Annotated in this window: 16 protein-coding genes; 9 read left to right on the plus strand and 7 right to left on the minus strand. The window is 42.4% G+C overall.

The genetic code is table 11. The features are described from left to right. Nucleotides 1–1,777 (minus strand): tetratricopeptide repeat protein (locus HY841_11355; protein ID MBI4931352.1); only part of this gene is annotated, 1,777 nt, incomplete at its 3' end. Here HY841_11355 and lpxK point away from each other — a divergent pair. Together lpxK and HY841_11365 are read left to right on the plus strand one after the other, a co-directional pair. Beyond that, the gene (gene lpxK / locus HY841_11360; GenBank protein MBI4931353.1) at nucleotides 1,761–2,912 is read left to right on the plus strand and encodes a tetraacyldisaccharide 4'-kinase; all 1,152 of its coding nucleotides are present in this window, start codon (nucleotides 1,761–1,763) and stop codon (nucleotides 2,910–2,912) included. The two genes, HY841_11355 and lpxK, sit on opposite strands and share 17 nt — an antisense overlap. After that, nucleotides 2,872–3,684, plus strand: a complete 813-nt coding sequence (locus HY841_11365; protein ID MBI4931354.1) for a purine-nucleoside phosphorylase — start codon at nucleotides 2,872–2,874, stop codon at nucleotides 3,682–3,684. The genes lpxK and HY841_11365 overlap by 41 nt, the downstream gene beginning before the upstream one ends. 430 nt (nucleotides 3,685–4,114) lie before the next feature. On the opposite strand, the gene HY841_11370 is transcribed toward HY841_11365, so the two are convergent. From HY841_11370 to HY841_11380, 3 genes are read right to left on the minus strand one after another with little or no spacing between them, the layout of a single operon-like run. Beyond that, nucleotides 4,115–4,330, minus strand: a complete 216-nt coding sequence (locus tag HY841_11370) for a hypothetical protein (GenBank protein ID MBI4931355.1) — start codon at nucleotides 4,328–4,330, stop codon at nucleotides 4,115–4,117. Between the two features lie 12 nt (nucleotides 4,331–4,342). Further along, a complete protein-coding gene (locus tag HY841_11375) occupies nucleotides 4,343–5,608 on the minus strand; it encodes a T9SS type A sorting domain-containing protein (protein ID MBI4931356.1) in 1,266 nt (421 codons plus the stop codon). Between the two features lie 5 nt (nucleotides 5,609–5,613). After that, on the minus strand, nucleotides 5,614–9,756 hold the full coding sequence (locus tag HY841_11380; protein MBI4931357.1) for a PKD domain-containing protein: 4,143 nt from the start codon (nucleotides 9,754–9,756) through the stop codon (nucleotides 5,614–5,616). 161 nt (nucleotides 9,757–9,917) lie between these two features. Here HY841_11380 and HY841_11385 point away from each other — a divergent pair, with 161 nt between their 5' ends. Further along, nucleotides 9,918–11,426 carry a choice-of-anchor B family protein gene (locus HY841_11385; GenBank protein MBI4931358.1) on the plus strand — a complete coding sequence of 503 codons (1,509 nt, stop codon included), beginning with the start codon at nucleotides 9,918–9,920 and terminating at the stop codon, nucleotides 11,424–11,426. A 33-nt stretch (nucleotides 11,427–11,459) separates the two neighbouring features. After that, a complete protein-coding gene (locus HY841_11390) occupies nucleotides 11,460–14,363 on the plus strand; it encodes an insulinase family protein (GenBank protein ID MBI4931359.1) in 2,904 nt (967 codons plus the stop codon). A 67-nt stretch (nucleotides 14,364–14,430) separates the two neighbouring features. On the opposite strand, the gene HY841_11395 is transcribed toward HY841_11390, so the two are convergent. Continuing rightward, nucleotides 14,431–14,874 carry a nucleoside deaminase gene (locus tag HY841_11395; protein ID MBI4931360.1) on the minus strand — a complete coding sequence of 148 codons (444 nt, stop codon included), beginning with the start codon at nucleotides 14,872–14,874 and terminating at the stop codon, nucleotides 14,431–14,433. 96 nt (nucleotides 14,875–14,970) lie between these two features. Here HY841_11395 and HY841_11400 point away from each other — a divergent pair, with 96 nt between their 5' ends. From HY841_11400 to HY841_11420, 5 genes are all read left to right on the plus strand, one after another. Continuing rightward, complete coding sequence (locus tag HY841_11400; protein MBI4931361.1) at nucleotides 14,971–15,429, plus strand: GNAT family N-acetyltransferase; 459 nt, start codon at nucleotides 14,971–14,973, stop codon at nucleotides 15,427–15,429. Next, nucleotides 15,426–16,118: a PorT family protein gene (locus HY841_11405; GenBank protein ID MBI4931362.1), complete on the plus strand. Its 693-nt coding sequence runs from the start codon at nucleotides 15,426–15,428 to the stop codon at nucleotides 16,116–16,118. The genes HY841_11400 and HY841_11405 overlap by 4 nt, the downstream gene beginning before the upstream one ends. Before the next feature lie 112 nt (nucleotides 16,119–16,230). Next, nucleotides 16,231–18,054: an aspartate--tRNA ligase gene (aspS, locus tag HY841_11410; GenBank protein ID MBI4931363.1), complete on the plus strand. Its 1,824-nt coding sequence runs from the start codon at nucleotides 16,231–16,233 to the stop codon at nucleotides 18,052–18,054. 154 nt (nucleotides 18,055–18,208) lie between these two features. Beyond that, the gene (gene glmS / locus HY841_11415) at nucleotides 18,209–20,047 is read left to right on the plus strand and encodes a glutamine--fructose-6-phosphate transaminase (isomerizing) (GenBank protein MBI4931364.1); all 1,839 of its coding nucleotides are present in this window, start codon (nucleotides 18,209–18,211) and stop codon (nucleotides 20,045–20,047) included. 42 nt (nucleotides 20,048–20,089) lie between these two features. Continuing rightward, a complete protein-coding gene (locus HY841_11420) occupies nucleotides 20,090–22,579 on the plus strand; it encodes a phenylalanine--tRNA ligase subunit beta (GenBank protein MBI4931365.1) in 2,490 nt (829 codons plus the stop codon). 53 nt (nucleotides 22,580–22,632) lie between these two features. On the opposite strand, the gene HY841_11425 is transcribed toward HY841_11420, so the two are convergent. Together HY841_11425 and HY841_11430 are read right to left on the minus strand one after the other, a co-directional pair. Next, nucleotides 22,633–24,249, minus strand: coding sequence for a T9SS type A sorting domain-containing protein (locus HY841_11425; GenBank protein ID MBI4931366.1), 1,617 nt, complete (start codon nucleotides 24,247–24,249; stop codon nucleotides 22,633–22,635). A gap of 72 nt (nucleotides 24,250–24,321) precedes the next feature. After that, on the minus strand, nucleotides 24,322–26,922 hold the full coding sequence (locus HY841_11430) for a PKD domain-containing protein (GenBank protein MBI4931367.1): 2,601 nt from the start codon (nucleotides 26,920–26,922) through the stop codon (nucleotides 24,322–24,324). Nucleotides 26,923–26,973 lie beyond the last annotated feature (51 nt).

The raw sequence follows: 26,973 nt of genomic DNA on the forward strand, positions 1-26,973 counted from the left end.
TATCTCCCCAAATATCGTAAGCAAATTTCTTATCACCAACCACTCCGGCTGAAACGGGACCTGTATGAATTCCGATTCTCAATTGCCAAGCCCCACCTAAATCCTCCCCATTGGGGAGGACTTGAGATTTTTTTCCTCCCCTAACGGGGGAGGTCAGGAGGGGGCTTTTCATCCACTCCTGAATTTCCAATGCGGCACTCACAACATCCATCGCGTTCGTTGTATTTGAAGTAGGCAATCCACCTGCGCACATGTAAGCATCGCCAATTGTTTTTATTTTTTCGATAGGATATTTTGAAATTATTTCATCGAACTTCTTGAAAAGAAAATCCAATTCGCTCACTAATTCTTCTGCTGAAAGTTTTTCTGCAATGCCAGTGAAATTTTTAAAATCAGTGAACATTACAGTTACGCTTTCGTAATGTTTTGCGGTTGCTTTGCCATTAGCTTTTAATTCTCTTGCTGTTTCAACGGGAAGAATGTTCAGTAAAAGTTTTTCTGATTTTCTTCTTTCTCGGAAAATAAAAATGGAAAGTATTAAGACAACAAGCAATCCTCCGGCAACGGACCAGATAATTATTTTTTGCCTGTTCAATTGAGCATCCTGCAATTCTTTGTCCTTATTCAGCAGAAGAATTTGTTGTTCTTTCTTCTCGGTCTCATACTTGGTTTGCATTTCGGTGATTTGTTTCGAACTTTCTTCATTAAGCAAACTGTCTTTTGTTTCACCATAAAGCTTGTGGTATTCATAGGCACGCTTAAAATCATTTTTTTCAGAATAAACTTCTGACAATTTTTTATACACGCCAGCCACATCGTCTTTCGAACCGATTTCCAAAGCAAGTTTTAATCCATCATTCAAATACAAAATGCTTTTCTCATATTCCTTTTTCTGAGAAAACAAATCTCCAAGGTTTCCATAAATTTCCGCAATGGCTCTTTTATCTCCGAATTCTGTTTTTATTTTCAACGCCTTTTCATAGCAATCTAATGCCTGAGAATATTTTTTTTGCGTGAAATATATCAGCCCGATATTAATAAGCGAACCGCCAATGCCGTGTTTATCGCCAGTTTCTTCCCGTATTTTTAAAGAACGTTGATAGTATTGCATTGCTTCTTCCATATTGCCGAGGTCATCGTAAATAGTTCCGATGTTATTCAAAACTGCTCCAAGAGAATTTTTATCATTAATTTTTTCGAAGATACCCGTGGCTCGTTTATAATAATCAAGAGCCATTTGAGAATTTTTCTGATACCCGTAAACTATTCCGATATTCACCAAAGAGATTGCAATTTCTTTTTCATTATTCAATGTTTCACGAATCTTTAATGATTTCAAATGATAGTCAAGAGAAACAGCGTAATCACCTGTAGCGCTGCGTATCAAACCAAGATTGCTCAAACTTGCTGCCGAATTTCTTTTGTCTTCAATCTTTGTGAAAATTGTAAGTGCTGAATCGTAATACGCAAATGCGGACTGATATTCTCCTTTATATCTATATACTCCTCCGATATGATTTTGTGAAAGCGCAATTCCTTTTCTGTAATTAATTTCGCGTGAAAGATGCAGCGCCTGCATGGCATAATCCAACGCTTTATCAGGTTCTGATTTTCGTAAATCCCAGCATAGTTTAGTAAGGATTTCAACTTTGTTTGTATCCTTCCCGGAATGTTTCAAGGCAACCAGCAAACTGTCCACCTCTTTATCCTGTGAAAAAATAAAGGAACAGCAAACAAGTTGAGAGAAAATAAATGAAAAAATGAAAACAGATTTCATTCCTCAATATTACTATTTTTATAATATGAAAGTTTTAAAGTTTCTTTTATTCCCATTTGCTTTTTTATATGGCGCGGTGATTTTTTTTCGCAACCTGGTGTACGACCTCGGCATTTTTCCTGTGAAGGAATTTGAAACGGGAATTATTGTGATTGGAAATCTTTCGGTTGGTGGAACAGGAAAATCCCCGATGACAGAATATTTGATTCGCCTTTTGAAAGAAAAATTTCCGCTTGCAACACTGAGTCGCGGCTACAAGCGCCACACAACAGGATTTCTTATAGCGGAAAACGATTCCACTTCCTTTCAGATTGGCGATGAACCGCTTCAATTCAAAAAGAAATTTCCGGATGTGATTGTTTCGGTGGATGAGAACCGAAAGCACGGAATAAAAAAACTTCTTTCACAATTTCCTGAGCTAAAAGTTATTTTACTCGATGACGGCTTTCAGCACCGCAGGGTAAAAGCGGGATTAAGTATTTTGCTCAGCGATTACGAAAAAATGTTTTACGATGATTTTCTTCTGCCGGTGGGTTCGCTTCGCGAATGGAGAGCAGGGAAAAAGAGAGCGGACATCATCATCGTTACAAAATGCCCTGACAATCTATCTCCTGTGGAAAAAAGAATCATCCTGAAAAAAATAAATCCTGAACCGCACCAACAGGCGCTCTTCTCGCATGTCAGGTATGGAGAAATCAAGCCCATCCTAAATCCTTCCCCAAGGGAAGGACTTGACACACAATCTCCCTTCCCTTTGGGAAGGGATGGGGATGGGCTGGCTGTTATTCTCCTCACCGGTGTCTCAAATCCAAAACCTCTTGAAGATTATCTGAAAGATAAAGTCCAAAATATCATCCCTATCCATTATCCTGACCACCACGAATATACGATTTTGGAAGTAACGCAATTGGCAGAACGATTTAACAGCATTACTTCTCAAAACAAAATCATCATCACCACTGAAAAAGACGCCATGCGTTTGGATAAACTCGGTCTGGTGGAAATTATCGGCAAGCTGCCAGTTTATTACATCCCGATTGAAGTTACGTTTGACGAAAAAGAAAAAGAAGAATTCAATAAACTCATAACCGATTATGTCATTAGAACAAATCAAAAGCACAGCAGAACACATTAAAAGGCAAATTTCCATCACGCCCGAAGTGGGAATCATTCTCGGAACAGGGCTTGGCGGATTGGTGAAAGAAATTGAAATTCATAATACTCTTTCGTACGAAAGCATTCCGAATTTTCCTGTGAGCACGGTGGAAGGTCATTCGGGTAAATTGATTTTCGGCATTCTGGGAGGAAAAAAAGTGGTGGCGATGCAGGGGCGTTTTCATTATTACGAAGGATACACGATGCATCAGGTTGTATTTCCGGTGCGGGTGATGAAATACCTCGGCATTAAAACTCTTTTTGTTTCCAACGCAAGCGGTGGCGTGAACCCCGGTTTTGAAATTGGCGATTTGATGATCATCACCGACCATATTAACCTCATGCCGAACCCTCTCATCGGAAAAAACCTTTCCGAACTGGGCGTGCGCTTTCCTGACATGAGCGATGCGTATGATAAAGATTTAATTGCCAATGCAAAAGCGATTGCGAAAAAACACAACATAAAAGTTCAGCAGGGAATTTATGCGGGACTGACAGGACCCACACTTGAAACTCCTTCTGAATACAAATACATGCGCATCATCGGAGCCGACACTGTGGGCATGAGCACCGTACCCGAAGTGATTGCCGCGCATCACATGAACATTACCTGCTTTGCCATGAGCATTATCACCGATGTGGGCGTGGAAGGCAGGATTGTAAAAACCACGCACGAAGATGTGCAGCGAGCTGCGGAAAAAGCCGAGCCGCTGATGACAAAAATCATGAAGGAACTGGTGGAGGGACTGTAAAAACAAAGCAAACAATCGAACTTTTGAAGTTATCCATCGCATTTCTCTGCTAAACCGGATTACTAATTTTGTTTTCCGGATTACCTCGCTGGTAAACCAGATAACAAAAGAAGTAAGGCAGATAACCTCATTAGTAATCCGGATTACCTCAGAGGTAAACCAGTTTAACAGATTAGCAAACCAGATTAGCAGATAAGTAAACCAGATTACAAAATAAGTAAACCAGATTACTTCTGAGGTACGATAGATTACATCTCATGTATCATAAATCAGCAGAAAACAATACTACACCTATAAAATAATAGATTTTTGATGCTTTTTTATGTTCTGGATGTTTTCAGCTTTACGGTAAATATACCCTGCACAGTTGTGCTGTTATTGGCGGAAGAACTTACATGCTACTCACATACGAAGCGCAACTTCGCGATTTCTATTGGGTTGATTTTTTCTTGTGCATTAAAATATAAACGATTGGTAAAATACCTACTGTGTTGATAAGAGCAATGCAAATAAACCAAACAAGATGATTGTTCCGACCTGCTTTCCACATGGCAATTAATTTCCAAATTGCTTCCCAAATTGAAAGGATGATTATTACCGGCAAAAGCCAAGCTAATATTTCGTGCAGATGTTGAAGTTTTTCCATTTTGATTTGGGGTTAATTGATTATTAATTTATCCGTTGCAATGACCTCATAGCCCCCTCCCCCGATGCTCCGATTGGGGCAAGCCTGTGTCCCTCCCCCGCTGGAAGAGGGATTGATGGAGAGGCGAATGAAGTATAGCCCGCTTGGAAGATTGTCGCGCGTGAGAGTAACCGTCTGCCCATTAATATTTTTTATTTGTTTTACTACCTGCCCGAATGAATTGTAAACTGTGAGGGTTGCGTTTGTTAAATAATTGTCTGTATGCAAAGTTGTTTGGGAAGAAAAGGGATTGGGAAACAGAATTATCGAATTCTCAATATTATTTTCATTCACCGTCATATACGCATCAACAAAAAAATTATCTATGTATAAGTTGTTTTCACAATCTGTCGTGTATCGAAATTTAAAAAGTACAGATTGACCACTCCACTGCATAAGAGGAGGTCCAATATATGTTTGTGCCCAGTCGGAAAATTTCGGAACAAATTCATTTGTATCAAAAGAAGGTATGCCTGTTACCAGTTGAGCAGCATATTGTTTCCATATTGATGACCATGTGCTGCCGCAATCAGCCGATATAAAAAGTTCAAGTGTATCCATATAAACAGGATTCAAAACGGGGTCAGTATATTTTTTATCTGCATAACTAAAAGATACTTCTGGATATGTACCGAGTACAACTGGTGGAGAAATAATTTCATCCACTTGACCTTTTGCAGATATGTTGTAATGGAAGTTATCCATGTATAATGAATATTTGTCAACCGTATCAACAAACATAGTATCCCAAGTAATGCTGCTATCATAATTTATTATCTGCCATCCTTCGGGAGGGAATACTGAAACATTAAAGTTTTCAGGCATTTGAAGATCATAAGGATAAAAGAATGTGCTAACGGAAGTATCATTTGCGGAATTCATATCATTTCCGCTGTTTGGATTGCTTGAATAACATGTAAATGTGTGACTACTTCCAGGAAATGTATTCATGTAATTCAATGTAACATTAACAGCTTGATTTGCCAGCAGAGAACCATTCCAATTGTAAGTTTGCAGTGGATTGTTATCAAAACGATAGTTGATAACACATGACAAAAGAGTAGTGGGTCCAAAATTTTTCAAAACTACATTCGGATAAAATCCAGTAGGCTGCGAGCAAATATTTCCATTTGGAATTAGAATGCCGGTTATTCCAATATCAATGGACGCAAACAAAAAGTTTGTATGCGCAGTTGTCAAGGTAAAAGCAATTGTCAAGCCGAGAAGAATTTTTTTCATTGTATTTATTTATTAATTATGATTTTCTTAGTAATTATTCCTTGCTCTGTTTTTAGGTGTAGGAAATAAATGCCGCTGGATTGAGAAGACAAATCAATTTGCTGATGTGCAGATGTGCAGATTTGCTGATAAATACATTCTCCATACACATTATAGATTTTCATCTGCACATTTTCAAATCTACTCATCTGCATATTGAAAACTCCGCTTGTGGGATTAGGATAAATTGAGTATTGAGTATTAAGTATTGAGTATTGAGAAATGCCTATAGGAAAAAGAACCGTAACAAAATCGCAAACAGAACAACCGTTAGCATCCGTTACGCAAACCGTATAAGTTCCAACACAAAGTCCGATTGCTGACGCAGTTGTTTGTCCGCCCGGCAGCCACATGTACGTATAAGGAGAGGTTCCTCCTGAATGCGCAGCGCTTGCGCTTCCATCACAACAGGAGATACAACTGGCGTCAACGGAAGAAGCTGTATCTATCAAAACCGATGGTTCCGCTACATTAAATACTCCTGTTGCGCTGCATCCTCCGGCATCCGTTACAATAACGGTATAGCTGCCGGCTATTAATCCGGATAAATCCTGGGTTGTGTTTCCGTTTGACCATGTATAACCGAGCGGTGGATTTCCACCAACAACTGAAATATAAATTTCTCCATCACTGCCTCCATAGCAGGAAACATCAAAAGTGGAATCAACATTAATTATCATTGCTGACGGGTCAGTTATGGTTACTGTTGCAAAAGCCATACATCCGTTGGCATCAGTTATTATCACAGTATGAGGACCGGACGGAATGTTTGTAATGTCTTCTGTTGTTTGACCTCCCGGATTCCACAAATAAGTGTAAGCGCCTGTTCCTCCGCTGGCGCTGATATAAATTGCACCATCGCTTCCCGAGCAAACAGTAACATTGTTTGTTGAATCAACCAACATTGCAATTGCCGATGGCTCATTGATGGTATCGCTTACGGTGGCAGTGCACCCATTGGCATCTGTAATGGTTACCGTATAAACTCCGGCAGTTACATTGCTCAAATCTCCTGAAGTTTGTCCGCTAGGATTCCATGAATAGGTGTAAGGAGAAGTTCCACCGCCCGCTGTTGTGAAAATGAAACCATCACTTCCTCCATTACAAGAAACATCCCGGATGGAATCTATAGTTATCGCCAATACAGCAGGCTCAGTAATAGTCACTGAACCGGAAGCGGTGCAACCGTTTGCATCTGTAATATCCACCGTGTAAGAACCGGACACAAGCGCGCTCACATCTTCAGTAGTTGCTCCGCCCGGATTCCAGATACATGTGTAAGGAGGTGTTCCGCCAGTTACGGTAAGGTCAGCCGAGCCATCGCCTGCTCCGTTGCAGGAAATATTTGTTCCGGCAATTCCCGAACCAAGAACTGCGGGCTGTGTTACAGAAACGGTGCTCGCTGCTGTACAGTTATTTGCATCTGTCACTATTACAGTATACGTTCCTGCACATAAACCTGTACACGATACAAGTGTGCAACCGCTTGACCATGCATAAGTATAAGCAGGAGTTCCACCGGATGCGGATGCAGTTACTGAGCCATCACACATTCCATTGCACGAAACATTTGTTACGGTGATGGAAGGAGTAAGCGGTGCAGGTTGTGTTATCACTGCCACAGCGGTATCGGTGCATCCATTTGCATCGGTGCCGGTCATTGTATAATTTCCAGCGCATAGATTTATGAAGGCAGTAGTGGTTTGCCCGCCAGGAAACCATGAATAAGTATAAGGTGCAAGTCCTCCTGCAGGACAAACACTCGCAGAGCCATCGCACACTCCGTTGCAGGAAACATTTGTGCTGGAGCAAATCGAAAATACTACCGCACCAACGTTTCCTACTGTTGCGGTGGTTGTAGCAGTACATCCGATAACATCCGTGACAGTTACGGAATAATTTCCCGGAGCCAGTGAAGTTGCGGCAGAAGTCGTTTGTCCGCCCGGGTTCCACAAATATGTGTAGGGATTATTTCCTCCCGAAGCAGAAACAGCAGCAGAACCAAGCGCAATGCAGGTGGCAGGCGTTGAACTTGAAGAAAGATTTATTTTAGTTATCGAAATATTTTTTGTGACGGAAGAAACGCATCCGTTCAAATTAACTGTGAGAATAACCTGATAAGTTCCAATTGCTGTATAGGTATGTGTAGGATTCTGAAGCGTGGAAGTATTTCCATCGCCAAGATCCCAAGCCCATGAAGCAGGTGTGGGCGAAGAAGCATCCGTGAAGGATGTTGTATTTCCAAAGCAGGTAGAAGCAAAAGTAAAGTCGGGCGTGGAACCATCGCTGATACCGATGACTTGCGTTATGGTGTCGCCACCGCATCCATTGCTGGCTATCAACGTAACGGTGTAGGTGCCGGATGAAGCATACGCATGAACAGCATTCTGGATGGAATCAATTCCCCCATCGCCAAAATCCCAATAGTAATCAGTCGCGCTGAAACTGAATGAAGAGAAATTAATAGTGGTGCCTGGGCAGGCGGTTGCGGGCCAGTAAAAAAGAGATGCCGATGGCACGTTGCCATAAGTAACATGCACTCCTGCAGAATAGGTAGCAAAATTTCCGCAGAGGTTGGTTACGGTCACTGACACAATGTAAGTTCCTGTATCGGCAAAAGGATGAGATGGATTCACGAGCGTTGACGTGTTGCCATCTTCAAAATCCCAAAACACAGAAGTGGTATCAGAACTAAAATTGTTAAACTGAACTGGCGTATCGGGACATACCGCCCCCGGAATGCAGCCGAAACCGTAACAAAAAAAGGCAGACGGGATGACATTATTCGCAACGCTCAAACATTTTTTGATGGTGGCGGTTCCCCCGCAGGAACTGATGGCAATAAGCGTAACGGTGTAACTGCCTGTTGCCGTATAGCTGTGTGTTGGATTCATTGCCGTTGAAGTTCCGGCATCGCCAAAATTCCAGCTCCAACTCACTCCGTTCACAGTTGCGTTTGTAAAATAAACAACAGCGCCCGGGCAGATTTGTGAAAACCCCGAGCAATTAGCAAAAGGCGTAAACGAGAAATTTGCTATGGGAGGAGCATTAGCCAATACCCTTATCACAATTGTTTTGTTGGCAGAATTTCCGCAGCCGTTTGTTCCGGTGAAAGTGACCGTATACGTTCCCAGCGATGAATAGGAATGTTTCGGGTTTTGCTGAAGCGATGTGTTGCCATCGCCAAAATTCCAGAGGAAACTTGTGAGATTGGTTCCGCCTCCTGCAAAAGCAATTGTATCATTGATGCAAACGGTATCATTGCCGGCAGTGGCGCTTACGGTTGGCACAATGGTATTGGTGACAGCCACTGTTTTATAAATGGTTGTGTCGTTACAGCCATTGTCAACGGTCATGCTCACCGTGAATGTGCCAAGGGCAGTATAGGAATGGGCTGTGTTCAATGTGAATGCTGAATCGCCATCTCCAAAGGTCCAGACCGTGCTGACGGGAGTTGGGAAACTGGAGTTCGAGAATGCTACCATTGTGCTGGGGCAGGCAGGAGTGGGAGAAACAAAAAAACTTGGCATGGGAGGAGGAGCGTTTGCGCTAACTGTTACAGCGACAGTATCTGCATCGCTTCCGCAGGCATTGCCGGCTGTGAGAACGACCGAATACGTTCCGGGCGCTGCGTAATTATGGGTGGGCGTAAATAAACCCGAACTGTCACCATCTCCAAAATCCCATATCACAAACGAAGGAGGCATGAACATAAAATTGAAATCGGTGAACGTGATGCCGGTGCCAAAGCAAACCGGACTTGCAGGAGCTATGTTAAACATGGCATACCATGTGGCGGGAACACCGGTAACATACAGGGATTTTATAATCACGCTGCTATCTCCCGAACCGGTATTATATACTGTGAGTTTTACATTAAACGCAGCCGACCAGCCATATAAATGCTTAGAGTTGGTAGCAGTATCAACGGGTGAAAAATCACCGAAGTTCCATCGGGATGAATCATAACCCGAGCTGAGGTTGGTGAAATATACCGTATCCCCCATGCAGATGGTTCCCGTTGGAGTGAATGAAAAACTTGCTACGGGCTGGGCGGTGGAGATGATGGTTGCTGATAGTAAAATGATGAGGGAGAATAATTTTTTCATGAGGGAATTTTTAGGTGAATGATAACAATGGAATTTTTTACGTACAAAAATCAATATAGTTACAATTTTTTAAGGATATTTTTATTTGCCCCGTTGGAATTATTTTCCTACGGGGTTTGCCATCTCGGATTTTTCTCCTAAGTTCGCTCAAAATTTAACAGATGAAAAAACTTAACAAGAAAGTACAATGTACGATGTACGATGTGCGATTTACCATCAAACGAATTTTATTTCTCTGCATTTTACCTTGTACCTTGCACCTTGTACCTTGTACCTTTTCTTTTGCCCAATATTCTTCTCAAAACATTTCTTTACTTTCTAAATGGGACAATCCGGCAACTGTTTCTGAACCTTATTACGCAATCCGCTACAACAGCGTGTGGGGATGGGCTGACCCGCAGGACAATAAAGAGTACGCCATCATCGGCTCAACAGACGGAACGTATTTCATTGATGTGACTGTTCCCACTGCTCCGGTGGTGCGGGATTATGTTAAAGGAAGAAGAGATTCCTGCATCTGGCGCGAATACAAAACTTACCAGAACTATCTTTATGCGGTGAGTGATGACGCGGTGAATGCAAACAATCAGAACAGCATTCAGATAATTGACATGAGTCCGCTTCCCGATTCAGTTCATGTAGTATACGACAAGAACATTCTTGTTTCGCGCTCACATTCTATTTTTATTGACGAAGCAAATGCCACCATGTATCTGAACAGCGTATATCTTCCCAACAACGGTGGTCATTCCAACATGGCGGTGTTCGACATTTCAAGTCCGGCAAATCCGGTTTTGCTGAGAAGGTTGGAACAGGACTATCCATCTAACGATAATGTGCATGACTGTTTTGTGAAAAACGATACCTGCTATGCTTCTTCTTCCTGGAGCGGTTTATTTATTTACAAATTAAATCCCAGCGACACGCTCACGCAAATCGGCTCTATAACTAATTACGAACCCGGAGGTGCTTACAACCATAACAGCGCTCTCACGGCAGACAGCAAAACGCTCATCTTTGCGGATGAAGTGCCGGCAAATCTTACGGCAAAATCTGTTGATGTTTCCAACTTCTCCAATCTTGCCATCGTAGATAACTTCCGCTCAACTCCAACAACCACTGCTACTCCTCATAATGTTTTTATCCCGAACGGAAGCAGCGCGCGCTCGGTGATTTCATATTATCAGGATGGGGTTCAGATTTTTGATATCTCCAATCCTTCCAATGTTACGCGGTCAGGATTTTTTGATACGGCTCCGACAAATTGTCCAACCTGCCCCAATCCTGATTACTCAGGCTGCTGGGGCGCTTATGTTGATTTGCCCAGCGGCACTCTTCTTGCCAGCGATATGCAGGATGGTTTGTTTGTGCTTGACGCAAGCGCAGCAATGGGAGTTACACCTATAGCGCCAACTGAAATTTCGGTGGATGTATTTCCTAATCCTTTCACAAATAATTTCCAGATTAATTTCTCACTCCCTTCAGGAGAAACTTTTTCTTACGAACTCACCGACATTACCGGAAAATTGATTGTAAAAAAACAAATGGATGTTCCTTCAGGAAAAACATCCTTTACCATTGATGGAAAAAATCTCAGCACAGGAGCCTACATGTTAAGCATGAAGGCAGAAAGCATTTCTCTCACAAAAAAACTAATCAAGACAAAATAAATTTTCCGATTAACCAATCTGACATTCAAAACCATGAAAACAAATTTTTTCTTTTCTATTTTAATCCCTGTACTTATCGGGGCAATTGCTTTTTCTTTTATCCCGAATCAAAACAAACCTCAGACAGAATCAGGAGCAAAACTGATTGAGAAAGTTTCAAAAAAATCTGGCGAACTTATTATCCCCTACGAAAAATGGCGGTTATCCAACGGACTTACCATTGTAATTCACGAAGACCATTCTGACCCGATTCTTTATTTTGATGTAACCTATCATGTGGGTTCAAACCGGGAACAAGTAGGGCGCTCGGGCTTCGCGCATTTTTTTGAGCACATGATGTTTCAGGGTTCTGACCACGTGGCGGATGAAGAACATTTTAAAACAGTTTCTGAAGCGGGCGGAACGCTGAACGGTTCTACCAATTTTGACCGCACCAATTATTTCGAAACCGTTCCTTCAAACTATATGGAGAGAATGATGTGGCTTGAATCAGACCGCATGGGGTTTTTGCTGGATGCAGTGACACAGCCAAAGTTTGAAGTGCAACGCGCCACCGTGAAAAACGAACGCGGGCAGAATTACGACAACCGTCCTTACGGATTGGCATTTGAAAAAACACTGGAAGCTATTTTCCCTTACGGGCATCCTTATTCATGGAGCACGATTGGTTATATTGAAGATCTGAACCGCGTGGATGTGGGCGACTTAAAAAGATTTTTCCTCCGTTGGTACGGTCCGAACAATGCAACGCTTACCGTTGCCGGAGATGTGAAGCCCGCAGAAGTAATTAAGTATGCTGAAAAATATTTTGGTTCTATTCCAAAAGGTCCTGAAGTGAAAAATATTGCGAAACAAATTGCAGTGCTCGACAAAGACCGGTATATTTCCTATGAAGACAATATCCGCTTTCCGATGCTGATGGTTACATTTCCTTCCGTTCCTGCTTATGATAAAGACGAAGCCGCTCTGGATGCGCTTGCTTCTATTCTGGCGGAAGATAAAAACTCCATCTTCTACCAGAATTTTGTAAAGAAGCAAATGGCGTATGACGCGAGCATAAATAATTTTTCAAGCGAAGTGGCAGGAATGTTATTTTTTCAGATTCGTTCCCTGCCGGATAAAGCCAAAACAACAAATCCCAAAGAACCTTTTTATAATTCACTGGCAGAAACAGAAGCGCTCATGAAATCTTCACTGGCTGAATTTGAAAAACGAGGTGTGACCGATGATGATTTGAAAAAGTTCAAGGCGAATTATGAGTCACGCACCATTCAGTCACTGAGCAGCGTGAGAGGCAAGGGCGCTCAGCTGGCAGCGTATCAGACATTCACCGGCAACGCGAATCAAATCAAAGCAGATATGGATCGCTACATGAAAATCACGAAAGAAGATGTGATGCACGTGTACAATCAATATGTAAAAGGCAAGCCCGCAGTTTATCTGAGCATTGTTCCGAAAGGGAAATCAAGCATCATTGCCAAGCCCAATGATTTTGAACCGCACATAAAAAATCCTGAAGACGGAAAAGAAAGCGCAGAGTATAAAAATCTGGTTTACAATAAAGCGAAAGATAACCTGGACAGAAGCAAAAAACCGGGCTCAGGTCCCAACCCTGTAATTAAAGTTCCTGCACTCTGGACAGAAACTTTTCCGAACGGCTTGAAAGCAATCGGCATGAAGAACGATGAAATTCCTACAGTAAATATTACTGTCTCCATGGAAATCGGTCACCGCGCAGACGAACTTTCAAAAGCCGGTCTTTCTTTCCTCACCGCATCTTTAATGGAAGAATCAACCAAGATGCACTCTGCAGAAGAAATTTCAGATATGCTTAACCTTCTGGGAAGCGATATTTCATTCAGCGCTGATGAAGAAGAAATTACTATGAATATTTCTTCGCTCACAAAAAATCTGGATGCCACTTTGAAAATTGCAAATGAAATTCTTTTCCAGCCGAAATTTGATCAGGAAGATTTTGACCGCCTGAAGGAAGAACAAATGCAAACTATTTCCAATCAGGCAACACAGCCCGTAGTGATTGCGAATAATGTTTACAAAAAACTTCTGTATGGAAAAGGTCATATTCTCTCCACTCCAATCGTAGGAACTAAAGAATCTGTTTCCTCACTCACGCTGGATGATGTGAAAAATTTTTACGCAAATAATTTTTCTCCTTCCATTGCCAAACTGGTGGTAGCAGGCGATGTCAGCAAGGAATCTGTCCTCCCGAAATTTGATTTTCTGAAATCATGGCAGGCAAAAGAAGTTAAGAAAACAGAACAGCCAGCAGTTCCTGTAATTGACAAAACAAGAATTTATTTTGTAAACAAAGACAACGCACCCCAATCGGAGGAGCGCATCGGGTACATTGCCTTGCCTTTTGATGCTGTGGGCGAATATTACCGTACTACTTTAGTAAATTATGTTTTGGGCGGAGCGTTCAACAGCCGCATCAATATTAATCTCCGCGAAACAAAAGGATGGACTTACGGAGCGCGTTCTGGTTTTTCAGGAACAAAATATGCCGGTCCGTTCACTGCACAGGGTGGAATCAAAGGCGATGCAACTGACAGCGCCATTGTGGAGTTTATGAAAGAAATAAAAATGTATGCGGATGCGGGAATTAAAGATGATGAACTTGCGTTCACAAAAAGTTCTATCGGGCAGCAGGACGCACTCAAGTACGAAACCAACGGACAAAAAGCAGGATTTGTAAAACGTATTCTTGATTATAACCTCACAAAAGATTTTGTAGACAAACAGCAGGAGATTTTAAAAAATATTTCCAAAGCGGAGATTGATGCGATTGCCAAGAAAAATCTTCCGTACAATAATATGGTTATCGTGGTGGTAGGCAATCGCGCAAAACTTTTCGACCGCATTAAAGCACTCGGATACGAAGTGGTGGAACTGGATGCGGATGGAAATCAACTGTAAAGCCCATCCCCAACCCTTCCCGAAGGGAAGGGAGTTGCATACACATGTTTCTCCCCCTTCGGGGGAGTTAGAGGGGGCGTTTCTTTTTAAAAAAATCCGTCATCAACTCGGAACATTCTTCAGCAAGAACTCCTGAAACAATTTTTGTCTTCGGATGAATTATTTTATCGCTGAGAACTGAATATCCCCTCTTTTCATCTCTGGCACCGTAAATAATTTTTCCAAGCTGCGCCCAGAAGCTTGCGCCTGCGCACATCGGGCAGGGTTCGATTGTTACATATAGAGTACACTCGTTTAAATATTTTCCTCCAAGATACGATGAAGCCATCGTAAACGCTTGCATTTCCGCATGAGCAGTTGCATCAGTTAACCGTTCGGAAAGATTGTGCGCTCGTGCGATAATTTTTCCTTCGCACACAATTATTGCTCCTACAGGAACTTCATCAGATTCAAATGCCTTGCGCGCTTCTTTCAACGCTTCCTGCATGAAATATGTGTCGTCCTTTTCCATCTGAATACGTCCCAATATTCATCGGGATGAAACAAATTTACTAATTGTTGTCTTTGTCATTCTGAGCGTAGCGAAGAATCTCCTACTTTTGAAACCATGAACGAAATCATCTGGACTTGCAAACACTTCAAAGATTTAACGAACGAAGAACTCTATGAGATTTTTCGCTTGCGCGTGTCAGTTTTTGTCGTGGAGCAGAATTGTCCCTATCAGGATGCTGATGGAAAAGATTTGAAAGCGTTTCATGTAACAGGGAAACAAAATGAAGAACTGATTGCCTATGCGAGAATTGTTTTTCCCAATGTTTCCTACAAAGAAGTTTCAATCGGAAGAGTGATTACTTCCAAAGAAGCTCGAAGAACCGGAGCAGGAAAAATCCTGATGGAGAAATCTATGAAATTCATAAAAAAAGAATTCGGGAAAGTCCCGGTAAGAATCGGAGCGCAATTATATCTGCAGAAGTTTTATGAAGGATTTGGTTTTGTCCGCGAAGGCAGTGAATATCTGGAAGACGGAATTCCGCATATCATAATGTTAGCACCAATTATAAAATGACACGACTATTTTCATTTTTGACTATACTAACAATTCACCTGACTGCTTTGGGACAGCACAACATCGGACTGAAAGTTGACGGTGGGTTAAGTAAAATCTCGACAAATTTTTCTTCTCAAGGTACAAGTGTATATAACAATAATAGATTTTCTGGAAACTGTGGACTGTTTTATAATTATCATCTTACCCAAAAATCTTTAATTGCTGGCGAATTTCTCCTTATACAAATCGGAGGAACAGAATATCATAATAAACCAATACTTGACACCCTTGGTAATCCGATGGGAATATCATTTGTTGATAATTTCTACAGACGTATTACTTATATCGGTTTACCAATATACTATGGATTAAAAATAAAAAAACTCACTATTAATATTGGAGTACAAACTTCATTTGCTTTAACGAACAAAGAAACGCATGAAAGTTATATTCAGTATCCTAAGAGTAGCAATCCTTCTGGCAGAGATATATTCGGTAAATTAAGTATTGACAATTACGATTTCGGGGCGAGACTTGGGATTTCTTATGATTTCACTGATATTTTTGGCATTGAAACAAAGTATTATTATGGCATCAACAATATTTATAAGAACAATGACTATAGTTGGAAAGTTAGGCAAATGACTGTTGGTCTACATCTAAAAATTTTCACTTCAAAACGGGAAAGCGAGACAGAAAAAAAATAACTGGCTAACGCAATGGTAGCAGACTGGTGCTTTTCTATAAGCATTCGACACGTATAGTCTTGTCGAACCACTGAAAAGCATTTTCCTTAACTTCGTCACTCAATTTTAATTTATGCTTCGTTCAAATACTTGTGGTGAGTTAACAATAAAAGATGCCGGCAAAACCGTCACGCTTTGCGGATGGCTTGCGCGTTCGCGCGATTTAGGCGGAATGACTTTTATTGATCTGCGCGACAGATACGGAATCACTCAGTTGGTTTTTAATATGGAAACCAACAAAGAATTGTGCGAGCAGGCAAGAAAACTAGGGCGGGAATTTGTTTTGAAAGCCACAGGAAAAGTCGCTGAGCGGAGCAATAAGAATTTAAAGATTCCTACGGGAAAAATTGAAATCATCGTAGATAAATTAGAAGTACTGAACGAATCCAAAACACCTCCTTTCACCATTGAAGACGATACAGATGGAGGCGATGAACTCAGATTAAAGTATCGTTACCTGGATTTAAGAAGAACTCCTGTAAGAAATAATTTATTGCAGCGCCACAAAGTCGCGCAGGCAGTGCGCGAATATTTTGACGCAAACGGTTTCACGGATGTGGAAACTCCTTTCCTTATCAAGTCAACTCCCGAAGGCGCGCGCGATTTTGTTGTTCCTTCACGAATGAATCAGGGCGAGTTCTATGCGCTTCCTCAATCGCCTCAAACTTTCAAGCAACTTTTGATGGTTTCCGGTTTTGACAGATACTACCAGATCGTTCGTTGCTTCCGTGATGAAGATTTGCGTGCAGACCGCCAGCCCGAGTTCACGCAGATTGACTGCGAAATGAGTTTTGTGGAACAAGAAGATGTTGTGCAGATGTTCGAAGGAATGGTGAAACATATTTTCAAAAAAGTGCGCGGACTTGAACTGCCGAAGTTTTCCAGAATGACTTATGCAGATGCAATGAAACAGTATGGCGTTGACAAACCCGATACAAGATTTGAAATGAAAATCATTGAACTGAAGTGCCCCACCCCGACCCTCCCCGTTAGGGAGGGAGAAAAGAAATCACAAGTCCTCCCCAACGGGGAGAATTTAGGAGGGGCTGGTTTTAAAGTTTTTGACGATGCAGAACTCATAGGAGGAATCTGTGCAAGTGGCTGCGCCAACTACACCCGCAAACAATTAGACAAACTCACCGAATGGGTGAAGCGTCCGCAAATTGGAGCGGGTGGATTGGGTTATATCAAATACAATGCTGACGGAACATTAAAATCTTCTTTTGATAAATTCTTTGATGGGGCATCTCTGAAAAAAATCGCAGAGAAGTTTGCCGCCAAAGCAGGAGATTTGATTTTAATTCTCGCTGGAGCAGAAGCGAAAACCAGAAAAGCGCTGGGAGAACTTCGCCTGGAAATGGGAAACAAACTCGGCCTTCGCGACAAAAATAAATTTGAGTGCCTTTGGGTTGTAGACTTTCCGCTTTTAGAATGGAACGAAGAAGAACAGCGCTGGTTTGCAATGCATCACCCATTCACTTCTCCAAAGAATGAAGACATTCCTCTTTTTAACTCCCTCCCCTTCGGGGAGGGTCGGGGTGGGGCTTCTCCGAAAGCTAACGCTTATGATATGGTTGTGAACGGAGTAGAACTCGGTGGAGGTTCCATCCGCATTCACGACAGAAAACTTCAGGAACAAATGTTCAAAGTGTTGGGCTTAACAAAAGAAGAAGCAGAACGCAAATTCGGATTCATCCTCAACGCATTTGAATACGGAGCGCCACCTCACGGTGGAATTGCTTTTGGTTTTGACCGCCTCTGCTCTATGGTCATCAATAATGAAGATTACATCCGCGATTATATCGCCTTCCCTAAAAATAATTCAGGCAGAGACATAATGCTTGACTCTCCGGGCGATATTGATGAGAAATTGAAAAAAGAGTTAGGGTTGAAGTAGTGGTCCCTCCCCATTAGGGAGGGAGAAAATTTCATTGCAAACAAAATATCTTTCGTAAATTCGTGTTGAGCATTATTCTTTACCTTTTTCCTTTTGGAAAAACAATAAAAAGTCCTCCCTGAAGGGGAGGATTTAGGAGGGGCTCCTTAACTATATGTGTGGCATAGTTGGATACATCGGAAGCAAAGAAGCATACCCTGTTCTTATAAAGGGATTGCACCGCCTTGAATATCGCGGATACGACAGCGCAGGAATTGCTATTCTCAACAAGGAACTTCACGTTTACAAATGCAAAGGCAAAGTTGCCGACCTTGAAAAACACATAGATAAAAAAGATACGCACGGCACCATCGGCATTGGGCACACACGCTGGGCAACGCACGGAGCACCCAACGACATCAACGCGCATCCGCATTTTTCGCAGACAAAAAAATTAGTCATCATTCACAACGGCATCATTGAGAATTACGCATCGCTGAAAAAAGAATTAAAGAAACGCGGACATAAATTCCAGAGCGATACTGATACAGAGGTTCTCATCCACCTTATTGAAGATATTTATGTGAGCGAATCCGTTGAACTTGCGGAAGCAGTACGGCAAGCGCTGAACCAGGTAATCGGGGCGTACGCAATTGTAGTTTTATCAAAAGATAATCCCGATGAACTCATAGCGGCAAAAAAATCCAGCCCGCTCGTGATTGGCATCGGCAAGAATGAATATTTCATTGCGTCAGATGCAACCCCGATTGTGGAGTACACAAAAAATGTGGTCTATCTCGAAGACGAACACATTGCTGTCATTCCCAGAAAAGGAAAACTGCAAATCAAAACCATCCGCAACAAAGTAAAAACTCCCTACATACAAACGCTTGAACTGAAACTCGAAGCGCTGGAGAAAGGCGGCTATCCGCATTTCATGCTCAAGGAAATTTACGAGCAGCCACGTTCCATCCGCGACAGCATGCGCGGAAGATTGGTGGCGAAAGAAGGAAAAGTAAATCTCGGAGGAATAAAAGATTACGAGCAGAAGATGATAAATGCCAAGCGAATTATTTTTGTCGCCTGCGGAACTTCCTGGCATGCTGGTCTCGTTGGAGAATATTTATTTGAAGACCTCGCACGCATTCCCGTAGAAGTGGAATACGCCTCTGAATTCCGCTATAGAAATCCGATCATTGGAGAAGACGATGTCGTGATTGCCATTTCACAATCAGGTGAAACAGCCGACACGCTTGCCGCCATCGAACTCGCCAAATCAAAAGGAGCAACCATCATCGGAATCTGTAATGTGGTCGGCTCCACCATTCCGCGCACTACGCACGCTGGCTCTTACACACATGCTGGACCGGAAATCGGAGTTGCCTCAACAAAAGCATTCACCGCGCAAATCACTGTGCTCACGCTGATGGCGCTTCGCATCGCGAGAAAAAAAGGTTCTATCTCCGAGTCAAGATATTATGAACTGATAAACGAATTAAACGCAATTCCGGAAAAAGTAGAAAAAGTGCTGAAAAAAAATGACGAAGTAAAAAAACTCGCAAAGATATTCAAAGACGTAAAAAACTTTCTCTATCTCGGACGCGGATACACATTTCCCGTTGCCCTCGAAGGCGCACTCAAGCTCAAAGAAATTTCTTACATCCACGCAGAAGGTTATCCCGCTGCGGAAATGAAACACGGTCCCATCGCGCTCATAGACGAAAACATGCCCGTGGTCGTCATTGCCGCAAAAGGCGCCTGGTATGAAAAAATGATGAGCAACATACAGGAAGTGAAAGCACGCAAAGGAAAAATCATCGCCATCGTCACCGAGCGCGACAAATCCGTGAAGCAGCATGCCGATTACGTCATTGAAATTCCCGAAACTGATGAAATCCTCGTTCCCCTCATTTCCGTCATCCCGCTCCAACTCCTCGCCTACCACATTGCCGTCATGCGCGGATGCAATGTTGACCAGCCAAGAAATTTAGCGAAGAGTGTAACCGTAGAATAAAGGTTATACCCTTCGAGAGAGATTTTTTTACCTTTGTCTCCTATGAAAATCTCATTCAACTGGCTCAATCAATATATTGCCTTAGATATTTCTCCTGAGAAAACCGCTGAACTTTTAACCGACTGCGGTCTCGAAGTAGAAAGCGTTGAAAAGCACGAAACCATAAAAGGCGGGTTGGAAGGATGCGTAATCGGTGAAGTAAAGACAAAAGAAAAGCATCCTGATGCCGACCGATTAAGTTTAACGACTGTGGACATCGGCACTGGAACACTTCTTAATATTGTCTGCGGTGCACAGAATGTTGCGATCGGACAAAAAGTAGTGGTGGCAACTGTCGGTGCAACCATTTATCCCGGCAAAGGCGAGCCCATCACACTGAAGAAAGCAAAAATACGCGGAGCTGTTTCCGAAGGAATGATTTGCGCGGAAGATGAACTCGGCTTGGGAACTTCCCATGAAGGAATCTTGGTTTTGGATTCAAAAGCAAAGACTGGAACTCCGGCAAAAGAATATTTTTCCCAAAGGGATGGATACCCAAAAGTAGAAAGCGATTCTGTTCTTGAGATCGGTCTTACACCCAACCGCTCTGATGCCTCTTCGCATATTGGAGTTGCGAAAGATTTATTTGCTGTGCTCAACTGGAAGCTCGCGGAAAATAAATACGAACTGAATGTTCCTTCCGTAGATGATTTTACTGTCCAAACATCAAAAGTTTTGGAAACTTTTGATGTTGTTGTAGAAGATAAAGATGCCTGCCCAAGATATTCAGGCGTTACCATTTCAGGAGTTACCATTAAAGAATCTCCCGACTGGCTGAAGAAAAGATTGCTCTCTATTGGGCAGAAGCCCATAAATAATATTGTTGACGCCACCAATTTTGTTTTGCACGAACTCGGACAGCCCTTGCACGCGTTTGACGCAGATAAAATTTCAGGCAGGAAAGTAGTTGTGAAAAAACTTTCAGCAGGAGCAAAATTCACCACGCTGGATGAAGTTGAACGAACGCTGACTGCCGATGACTTAATGATTTGTTCTGATACAGAACCCATGTGCATCGCGGGAGTTTTCGGAGGAATGAAATCGGGAGTTTCTGCTGATACAAAAAATATTTTTTTAGAGAGCGCTTACTTCTCCCCTGCTTCCATCCGCAGAAGTTCCAAGCATCATGGATTAAAAACAGATGCTTCGTTCCGTTTTGAAAGAGGCGCTGACCCGAACATCACGGTTTACGCATTGCAGAGAGCCTCTCTTTTAATTAAAGAGGTCGCTGGCGGAAAAATCTCTTCCGACATCGTGGATGTTTATCCCCATCCTATCGAGGAAAAGAAAGTTGCTTTATCTTATCACAACCTTGACCGGCTCATCGGAAAACAAATTGACCGCGCGCAGATAAAACGAATACTGCAATTACTCGGCAATGAAGTTGTAACAGAAGGCGGAGAAACACTTTTACTTTCTGTGCCTACAAATAAAACGGATGTAACCGGTGAAGAAGACATCGCGGAAGAAATCCTGAGAATCTATGGATGTAACAACATTGAAATTCCTTCTGCAGTACGCTCATCGCTTTCGTATGTTTCAAAACCGGATACAGAAAAACTCCGCAATACAATTTCTGATTTGCTCTGCGGATTCGGATTCAATGAGATTATGTCAAACTCACTGACCAACTCTGAATATCTTTCTTTGTTGTCATCCAACTCCCTCCCTGAAGGGGAGGATTTGGGAGAGGCTTCAGTTTTTCTTCTCAATCCGCTCAGCCCTGAATTAAATATTCTCCGCCCTACTCTTCTTTTTAGCGGACTGGAAGCAATTGCGTACAACCAGAACAGGAAGAATGCCGACTTGAAATTGTTCGAATTCGGAAAAGCATATCGTATGCAATCAGGAAAAGAAAATTTTTCTGAGACAAATCATCTCGCGTTATTTCTCTGCGGACAAAAACAAGGGGAAAGTTGGGGTGGGCAGAAAGGAAGCGTTGACTTTTTTCATCTGAAATCTTTCACAGATAATATTCTAAAGCGTTTGGGAATAGAAGCAGAACAAGTTTCTGAAATGAGTTCTGACATTCTTTCTTCCGGATTAGCGTATGAAACTAAAAAGAAAAAAATTGTTGAACTTGGCTGGATAAAGAAATCCTTCCTGAAAAAATTTGACATCAGGCAGGAAGTGTTTTATGCTGACTTCAACTGGGATGTTATTATTGAATTAGTGAAATCATCTTCTATCCGCTTTAAAGAAATTCCAAAGTTTCCGGAAGTGAGGCGCGACCTTGCTTTGGTTGTTGATCAAAAAGTAAAATATGAATTACTGGAATCACTCGCTTATCAAACAGAAAAAATTCTTCTGAAGAATGTAAACTTGTTTGATGTGTATGAGGGAGATAAAATAGAACAAGGAAAGAAATCTTACGCTTTGAGTTTTATTCTGCAGGATGAAAACGCCACGCTCACCGATAAAGAAGTGGATGGTGTGATGCAGAAATTAATCAAGACCTATCAGGAAAAAGCTAAAGCTGTAATCCGCTCCTGAAACAAAAAAAGGCCGGAAAACTCCAGCCTTTTATCTTTAAAAAATATTTTCTTCTACTCTTTCGAAACAATCATCTTCTTTGTGATTTCACCTGCAGCAGATTTTATTTTAACAAAATAAGTTCCTGAAGGTAAAGTTGAAATAGTCAAACCGTATTTCCCTTTATCATTAACTATTTGTGATTTTAATACTTCTGCTCCTATAAGATTAAAAACAGTGATGTATACTTTTTCATTCGCAAACCCATTTTTAAATTCCAGAAACACAATATCAGATGCAGGATTGGGAACAAGTTTTACATCATTTGACGAAGCATATTCATTAATTCCTGTTGAAAGGATGGTAACCGTTGAACAACTTGTTACACCGCTGCTGCATCCGTCTGTTTGCACTGTAAGACAAACGGTATATGTTCCAACTGAGGAATAGACGTGCGAAGGATTACAATTTACAGAAGTGTTGCCATCGCCAAAATCCCAAAAGCAGGAAACAGAACCGGCAGAATTATTTGTCAGTGTTACTGTATTTGTGCTTACTGATGAATAAAAATTCGCCTGCGCGGGAGTAAGAACATAATTTGCCTTGAAACTGTATCCCGCCCATGGTGTTACGATGCAAGAAATAGTATCACCGGCAACGGGACTACTGATGGTTGTTGCTTCTGTAGTATCTCCATTTTCCCACATATATTTTGAATTAGGTTCTGACCGGGAATTAATAACAACAGAAGATCCGGGGCAATACCGCGGAGAGTAAAGAATTCCATCACAGTCAAAATCAACATAGCTGTAAGCCCAGTGCCCGCACTGTGCGCAGTCAACATTGGTAACAACCATGGTGAGCGTTTGTCCTATATATTGCGCCAAATGCAGCCCTCGCATCGTCCATGGTTTATACTGGTCTGTTCCGGCATATCCGCATCCGGTTCCGCTCACACCATAAAACCCAGGTATGCTTGGAGCACCTACATAAATAAAATATGACCCAAGAACTGTATCTCCGTTAGGAGCCAGAAGCATGATTTCAAAATAGGGTTGGTCTGTCCATGCGTGTCCGGCATCTTCTAAAACAATTGCATAGGAAAAAGTAAAGTCGGTATCGGAAACTGTTACATAAAAAGGATATGTTAACTGTTCAGCAACGCATCCAGCCAGACACATTTCTCCAAGCTCAATAGAATTGTTTCCGAAGTTCGGGCAGACAACAGGAATAGTTGGATCACCGACATTGGGTCCTGGAGTATTATTGTCAATAGCGGCACCAGATGTAATTGTAAAGTTTGGCACTACGGGAATGCTTGCCGGAGGTGTCCATGTTTGAATATGTCCTGAACTAACAGTGCCGACATCTCCCACCCATGCTCCCCATCCGTTTTCTGCTCCCATATCAGTACAAATAGCATTGGTTACGGGCGCCTGATTTCTACTAACTCTTTTCCAATCTACATTTTTTCCTCTCTGGAATAATTTTCTGCGCTTCTCTATTAACGTATTTATCACTTGTACGGATAAGCCATCTGCTTTCATTTTTTCTCTTAGTTGCACTTCATCAAAACCATCGGCATTATCCTTTGAGATAATGATTGAATTTTCCTGATTTATTTGTTGTGCGATGGAATGCCCACTGAAGATGACAGCGGCAACGATTAAGAGAGAGTAATTTTTTTTCATGGAGTTATGTTATTAGTGATTACGAAGTGTATGTACGTTGTTCAAGAAAAAAAGTTACAGTAAAAAATCTTTCTATTTCACCACATTCACATTTCCAACATACGTGTGTTTCCTGTCGAACACATCGGTAAGCCGCACCTTCCATACATACACATCTTCTTCTGATAGCTTTCTGCTGCCTCCGCTCATATCAATTCCGCCTTGCTTGACTTTTCCATCCCACTTGCACTTGGCAGGCATGCCTTCTTCTCCAAACACATCCCAGGGAACATTTGAACCCGAATAATTGCAATTCCATATCATGTTGCCCCATCGGTCGAAAATCCAGATGTCGTATTCTTTCACGCCTCTTCCTTTTCCGAAAAACAATTCATTGGTAGACGGACCTTCGCCATCAGGAGTAAATGTGTTGGGTATATAAAAAGTATATTCAGGAATCAGGTCAACCACTTTACATATAGAATCCCAGCAGCCGTATTGATTTTCAACGCGCACGCAAACATTGTAAGAATAAAAATCATTATTCGTTACGGTTGCGGAATAAGAGTGTGTCGGGTCGGTGTTGACAAGATCGGCAGCAGAGCCATCTCCAAAATCCCAACTCCACTGTGATACATCGGTTGACCACAAATCGCAGAAATGAAAAACGGGGTCGGTGGCAGGAGCAGGATTGGGTTCTAAACAAAAATTAGCATTGGGCCAGGGGCGAGGTGTAACAATGGGGGTAATTGCGATTGTATCTTTGCATCCGTTTGAGGAAGTAACGATTAAAGTTGCTCCGTAAGTTCCCGGAATATAATAGCAAACACTTGCCGGGTTTTGAATGGTTGAACTGGAAGGTGTTCCTCCTGGAAAACTCCATGCCCAATTAGAAATAATTCCATCTGCTGCTGCTAAAGTTGATAAATCGGTGTACCCATTTGCCCCTGTTACGCAAACCGGTGCGCATCCTGTGCCAGAGCCGGAAAAGTTTGCAACAGGCGGATTGTAAACCTGCACAGGTATTGAAATGGAATTAATGCATCCTGCCTGAGTGGTAACTGTAAGAGTAACATTGTGTAGTCCTGCTGAAAGATAAGTAGTTGAAGTATTTGTGCTGGTTGAAGTAGGAGGACTACCAGCTGGCATAGACCAGTTCCAGGTAACAATAGGATCTCCCGCAGGGGAAATAGAGGCATTGGTAAGTGTAACAGCATTGCCCAAGCACGCTGGGCTGGGTGTGAATTGTGCCGTTGGCAGCGCGGTTATCACCACCGAATGAGTGGCAACCGCAGAACAGCCAGCCGAGCAGGTTACGGTATAACTTATTATATAAGTTCCGGGCGAATTATAAGTTACTGTTACGGTGGGGCTGGTTGATGTGGAGGGCGTGCCTCCTGGAAAACTCCAGTTCCAGTTGGTCATGTTTACGCTTGCAGGCGAAACATAACTGCTGTCCTGAAATGTTAACGTTCCGCAATTGCCTGTATAGGTAAAATCGGGTACAATAGATGCCGGAACATATCCCAGATGGAAATTGCAGCCGGAGGGTTGCTGAACTTCCACGGTAATGGTATCTCCCGGCTGAGGAATCATTGAAATGCATTGTTGTGTTCCCTGCGGAGGTGCCATGGGAACGCCATTGGTAAACCATTGGTAAGTGTATGCAATATTGGGGTCAATAGGACCGCAGAGGGTGGAAGTGTTTCCAATACATCCGGCAGATAGCGCTGCCGTGCCGCACATAAAATCCCAGTATGAATATGCCCAATGCCCGCACTGCGCGCAGTCTACATTATTAATGACAATAGTAACGGTGGTGCCGATATAGGCAGTAAGGTCTATTCCCACAATCGTCCATGGTTTATACTGGTCGGTGCCTGCCCAGCCGCATCCGGTTCCGTTCACGCTATAAAAACCAGCCATGGCGGGACCACCTGTGTAAATAAAATTTGCGCACTGCGGAACCAGAACTCCATTCTGATCAAGAACAGAAAACTGAACAAAGGGCTGGTCGGATGGAGAATGCCCCGCATCTTCTATCACAATGGCGTATGCATAAACAAAGTTGCTGTCCTGCGGGGTAACTAATAACGGATACGTTAACTGCTCAGCCACACAACCTGCCACACAGGGTTCGCCCAGTTCTAATGAAGCGCTTCCAAAACCCGGGCATACAAATGGAACAGTGGGGTCACCCACATTGGGTCCCGGAGTATTGGGGTCTGTTCCTGCTCCCGAAGTAATACTGAAATTCGGAACAGACGGAAGTCCGGCAGGAGGTGTCCATGTTGGCGGGGCGCCTGAATTTACTGAGCCAATATCTCCCAGCCACGCTGTCCATCCGTTTTCACCGCCTATATCTCCGCAGGTAGCCATAGGAGTTGGATTGCTTCCGGCATTTTTCACATTGGTCCAGCTCACATTTTTACCTTGCTGCATCCATACTTTTCTGTCGGCTATTAATTTATCAATGATAGGAGCAGCCAATCCATCGGCTTTCATTTTCTGGCGAAGGGTTGCTTCATCAAAGTCATTTGTTTTTTGCTTGGTAATTTCCAATTGCTTTTTCTGATAGGTCACATTTTGCGCATACCCCTGTCCTAAGGGGAGTAGCCCCAGAAAGAGAAATAATTTCATAGCACCCTTTAGGGCGGGGTGCAGGGATTTAGGATTGATGAGTGATTTTTTCATGGTAAAATATATTGTTTATGGCATATACAAGACGAAAAGATAAGAATATGG

Source organism: Bacteroidota bacterium (genome assembly GCA_016213405.1).
Classification (GTDB): Bacteria; Bacteroidota; Bacteroidia; order Palsa-948; family Palsa-948; genus Palsa-948.